Origin of the sequence: Gelidibacter sp. (genome assembly GCF_039916245.1) — a bacterium.
GTDB lineage: Bacteria > Bacteroidota > Bacteroidia > Flavobacteriales > Flavobacteriaceae > Gelidibacter.
Genome location: NZ_JBDSLS010000074.1, coordinates 1 through 4,606, shown reverse-complemented (window position 1 = coordinate 4,606; position 4,606 = coordinate 1). Strand labels below are relative to the sequence as shown.

The 4,606-nt window shown below is 38.6% G+C and carries 7 protein-coding genes and 1 pseudogene; 6 read left to right on the top strand and 2 right to left on the bottom strand.

Going from position 1 to position 4,606, the window contains the following annotated elements:
* On the bottom strand, positions 1 to 1,565 hold a 1,565-nt coding region (locus tag ABIQ28_RS03635), incomplete at its 3' end, for a carboxyl transferase domain-containing protein (protein WP_348035389.1).
* Positions 1,566 to 1,747: 182 nt separating this feature from the next.
* On the opposite strand from ABIQ28_RS03635, the gene ABIQ28_RS03630 reads away from it, so the two are divergent.
* The 6 genes and pseudogenes from ABIQ28_RS03630 to ABIQ28_RS03605 form a co-directional block, all read left to right on the top strand.
* Entirely contained in the window at positions 1,748 to 2,278 is a 531-nt protein-coding gene (locus ABIQ28_RS03630; protein ID WP_348035388.1) for an NAD(P)H-dependent oxidoreductase, read from the top strand.
* Position 2,279: 1 nt separating this feature from the next.
* A complete protein-coding gene (locus ABIQ28_RS03625; RefSeq protein WP_348035387.1) occupies positions 2,280 to 2,423 on the top strand; it encodes a hypothetical protein in 144 nt (47 codons plus the stop codon).
* 9 nt (positions 2,424 to 2,432) lie between these two features.
* Positions 2,433 to 2,564: an N-acetyltransferase gene (locus ABIQ28_RS03620; protein WP_348035390.1), complete on the top strand. Its 132-nt coding sequence runs from the start codon at positions 2,433 to 2,435 to the stop codon at positions 2,562 to 2,564.
* A 332-nt stretch (positions 2,565 to 2,896) separates the two neighbouring features.
* On the top strand, positions 2,897 to 3,232 hold the full coding sequence (uraH, locus tag ABIQ28_RS03615) for a hydroxyisourate hydrolase (RefSeq protein ID WP_348035386.1): 336 nt from the start codon (positions 2,897 to 2,899) through the stop codon (positions 3,230 to 3,232).
* Positions 3,233 to 3,256: 24 nt separating this feature from the next.
* Complete coding sequence (locus ABIQ28_RS03610; protein WP_348035385.1) at positions 3,257 to 3,700, top strand: MarR family transcriptional regulator; 444 nt, start codon at positions 3,257 to 3,259, stop codon at positions 3,698 to 3,700.
* 27 nt (positions 3,701 to 3,727) lie between these two features.
* A pseudogene (locus tag ABIQ28_RS03605) lies at positions 3,728 to 3,898 on the top strand (pirin family protein); the annotation flags it as partial.
* Between the two features lie 24 nt (positions 3,899 to 3,922).
* On the opposite strand, the gene ABIQ28_RS03600 reads toward ABIQ28_RS03605, so the two are convergent.
* Positions 3,923 to 4,606, bottom strand: a 684-nt coding sequence (locus ABIQ28_RS03600) for an MFS transporter (protein ID WP_348035384.1), incomplete at its 5' end; no start/stop codon positions are given.

Here is a 4,606-nt window from a genome sequence, read left to right as displayed (position 1 = left end):
CCCATGCTAATCCAAGTTCTGGTATCTAACGGATCAATGATGCCGTCTGTCCAAATTCTGGCTGCAGCATAATAAGGCGATACTTGCGCATCATAACGGTCTTTGATCGTGTTGAAAAGTTCGTCTTCCTGTTCTTTAGTGATGGTTTGCCCTTTCTTTTTAAGGGAAGCCGTCTCAATTTGAAGCAATACTTTTGCGGCCGAATTTCCACTCATGACCGCTAACTCTGCGCTTGGCCATGCAACGATTAGTCGTGGGTCATAGGCTTTTCCGCACATGGCGTAATTTCCGGCACCATAACTATTGCCAATAATAATCGTGAATTTCGGAACGACCGAGTTGCTCACTGCATTTACCATTTTCGCTCCGTCCTTAATAATCCCGCCGTGCTCACTTTTACTGCCCACCATAAATCCTGTAACGTCTTGTAAAAATACCAACGGAATTTTCTTTTGGTTGCAATTCGCAATAAAACGGGTAGCTTTATCGGCTGAATCATTATAAATCACGCCACCAAATTGCATTTCGCCATTGGCTGTTTTTACTAATTTTCTTTGGTTGGCAACAATTCCGACGGCCCAACCGTCAATTCGTGCATAGGCCGTAATGATCGTTTGTCCGTAGCCTGCTTTGTATTCGTCAAATTCTGAGTCATCAACCAAGCGTTTGATGATCTCATACATATCGTATTGATCAGAACGACTTTTTGGAATAATGCCGTAAATATCTTCAGGATTTTCCTTTGGTTTTAGTGCTTCTGCACGATTGTATCCGGCTTTGTCAAAATCGCCAATTTTATCAATAATGTTTCTAATGGTGTCCAAAGCATCTTTATCGTCTTTGGCTTTATAATCCGTTACCCCAGAAATCTCACAATGTGTTGTGGCACCACCTAAGCTTTCATTATCAATGGTTTCTCCAATGGCTGCTTTTACCAAATAACTTCCAGCCAAAAAGATGCTTCCCGTTTTATCTACAATTAAAGCTTCATCACTCATAATTGGTAAATAAGCCCCACCTGCAACACAGCTGCCCATAACGGCAGCAATCTGCGTAATGCCCATGCTGCTCATGATGGCGTTATTCCTGAAAATGCGACCAAAGTGTTCTTTATCGGGAAAAATTTCGTCTTGCATCGGCAAATACACCCCTGCAGAATCGACGAGATAAATAATCGGCAAGCGGTTTTCAATCGCAATTTCCTGTGCTCTTAAATTCTTTTTTCCAGTAATGGGAAACCAGGCACCAGCTTTCACGGTGGCATCATTAGCAACCACCATGCATTGTTTTCCTTTCACATAACCGATCTTGATAACCACGCCTCCTGAAGGGCAGCCGCCATGATCTTCATACATATCTTCGCCAGCAAAAGCAGCGATTTCAATGGATTTGGCTTTAGGATCCAACAGATAATCGATGCGCTCACGCGCTGTCATTTTACCTTTTTCGTGATGTTTATCAATACTTTCTTGGCCGCCGCCCAATTTTACTTTGGCAAAACGTTTACGTAAAGCTGAGAGTAGAAGTTTATTGTGATCTTCGTTTTTGTTGAAGTTAAGGTCCATTGCTGTTTTTTGTTTGATGTAAAAATACAAACTTTAATACTCTTACAAAAACAGCAGTTAGGATGAATTTTAAATAAAAGTTAAAATTGTTTACATGGATTATATTCCATGGACGATAGCTTTTTGAAGTAAATTTGTGGCGAATTATTTGATCAAATAATAAACACTAATCGAAATAATAAATGAAGAAAATTTTAGCTTTTGGAGGAAGTAACAGTTCAGATTCTATCAATAAAGAATTGGCAAATTATGCAGCAAGTTTGGTGGAAGATGCCCAAGTAACACTTTTAGATTTGAATGATTTTGACTTGCCCATATACAGCAAAGATTTGGAGGCTAAAAGTGGTATTCCAGAAAACGCTAAGAAGTTTCATCAGTACATTAAAGAAACGGACGGGATTGTATTGTCGTTGGCCGAAAACAACGGGGCTTATTCCTCCGCTTTCAAAAATCTGTTTGATTGGATGTCGCGGCATGAATCTAAATTATTTATGGGCAAACCCATGCTGTTGATGGCAACGTCTACCGGTAGAAAAGGCGCAGCGTACGTTTTAGCCATGGCACACAGCAGATTCCCTTATCACGACGCTAAAATTGTAGCTGAATTTTCGTTGCCTTTGTTCCATGACAAATTTGCTGACGGAAAAATTACGGATATGCAATTTGATGACGAACTTAAAGACGCCGTAAAATTATTTCAAAACCAATTATAATATGGAGATCAAACACAAAGACAGCGGGAAAGACGGTTCATTTTATATTGAACTGGATGGCAAACAAGCAGCAGATATGACCTATAGACTTTCGGGAGACCATGAAATTACTATTGATCATGCCGAAGTCAATGATTCAATGTAAGGGCAAGGCATCGGTAAAAAATTAATTGCTGCTACCGTGGATTATTTACGTCAAAATAACTTAAAAGCGGTGGCGGAATGTCCTTTTGTGAAATCGGTTTTTGAGAAAAAATCCGATGACTACCAAGATATAATAAAATAATAACTCCGATACTTCTGAGGCTTAGTACAATATATGCTTGGTCATGATTTCACTTATGACTTATGGTTTCAGCTCAGGAGGTCGATCAATCCTATAATTTGAATCAGGCTGTAGGCGTATCTTTTTATAAGATGGTCAATTGATCGGAAGCGTAGGCGTATCCGGTGGCGGAGGTAGTGAAAATGACCACAACACTGCAATAAAAGCGGTCGAGCGCTCTGGATTTAAAGTAAAAAAATAAAATAAATCCATAAAATAAACCAAAAAATTTATTAATCGTATTGCTGCTTGCGGTTGCGAGTGTGAGCTTTACTTAAGAAGCTAAATATCAATTGTCCAGTCAAATTTTGAACTTGACTCAGGGAAAACCTGCTCCTGATTTTAAGATCAGTTTATCCAAACAAGATGACACGGGAAAACGGGTGACCTTAGATGAAAAATATACAGATGTCAACGGAAGGATTACGGATTTTCTAAAAGTAAATAACGGAACCAGTCAGCATGGGATTTTTAAACTGATGTATTTTGTAGAATCTTATTTTGAAAAATTAAATCAAAGCTCTTTCTATCCTTTCATTGAAGTCGTTTTTGAAATTAAGGATGATAATCATTATCACGTTCCAATAACCCTGTCTCCGTTCGGATATTCTACCTATAGAGGTAATTAAGAATATGGTAATTACACAATTGACATGGGAGTTATTTCTAAAGATATCAAGTCAAAATTTGCCAATGTTAAGGACAAAGCCTTCATCAATATTTTATATACGGCGAGTTGGATTTCGAGTTTTCAGAACGAGTTCTTTAAGCCTTTCAGGATTTCACGCCAACAGTACAATATTTTAAGAATATTAAATGGCACAAATGATGCCTTGAAAGTTCAAACGCTCAAGAAGCGCATGAATGAACGTTCGCCAAATGCCACGCGATTAATGGATAAGTTTTATGCGAAAGATTTGATAGAGCGCTTTCCATGTGAGGATGATAATGATAGGCGCGTTGTATATATAAAAATCACTGAAAAAGGACTAGAGCTTTTGGAGGCCATTTCAAAAGATTTGCATCAAGATTTGCCTAAAAACCTCACGGAAGAAGAAGCTGTCCAGCTCAGTGGTTTATTAGATAAAATAAGATAAATCCAAGCGACGGCAGACATCTCTTGAATAGCATTTAAACCATTAATCCATAAAGCAAAAGAGAGAGTACACGCCAATCACGGATGGGTGAATGCAAATCACTCCTTCAGTTTCGCTAATTATTTCGATCAAGAAAAAATCCAATTTGGCGCTTTAAGAGTTTTAAACGATGACACTAGCGCTCCAAAAATGGGATTTTGGTTTAATGATAAAAGAAAGCTCTTATGAAAAGGCTTGTTTTGCAAGTTTTCTTGTCTTGCTTTTTTTCATGATCAAGATTCCAAATGCGATTAATACGCCTGTTCCTGCCATGGCGGCACCAACCCAATCGGCTGAAGTGTATCCGTAGCCCATGGCAATAGGCAATCCGGCAAAATAAGCACCAGAAGCATTACCAATGTTGAACGCACTTTGATTTAGTGAGGAGCCTAAAGTTTCAGAACCTTTTGAGGCTTTTATAATAAGCATTTGAATCGGTGTGGAGATGGCAAAAGTTACCATTCCTATGATGAAAGTCATCACTAAAACCATCACCTTATCGGAGGCTAAAAAGGTATTGAGCGACAGACAAATCATCATTAAAAAAAGAACGATCATAACCGTATTCAACGGTGCAAATTTCTCAGTGAGTTTAGCACCGATAAAATTCCCGATGACCATTCCTAATCCTGCCAGAACCATAGCATAAGAGACTACGTTTTCAGAATGTCCAGCAACATCAGTAATTAAAGGCGATATATAGCTGTACCATGCAAAAAATCCGCCAGTACCGACTGTGGTCAATAAAATGATAAGCCAGAGTTCTGGGCGTTTAAAAATTTTAAATTCACTTGTAAATTTAGTTTCAGAAGATTTCTGAAGTAAAGGCATCCAAAATTTCACACTTAAAACGGCAAGGACACCAAC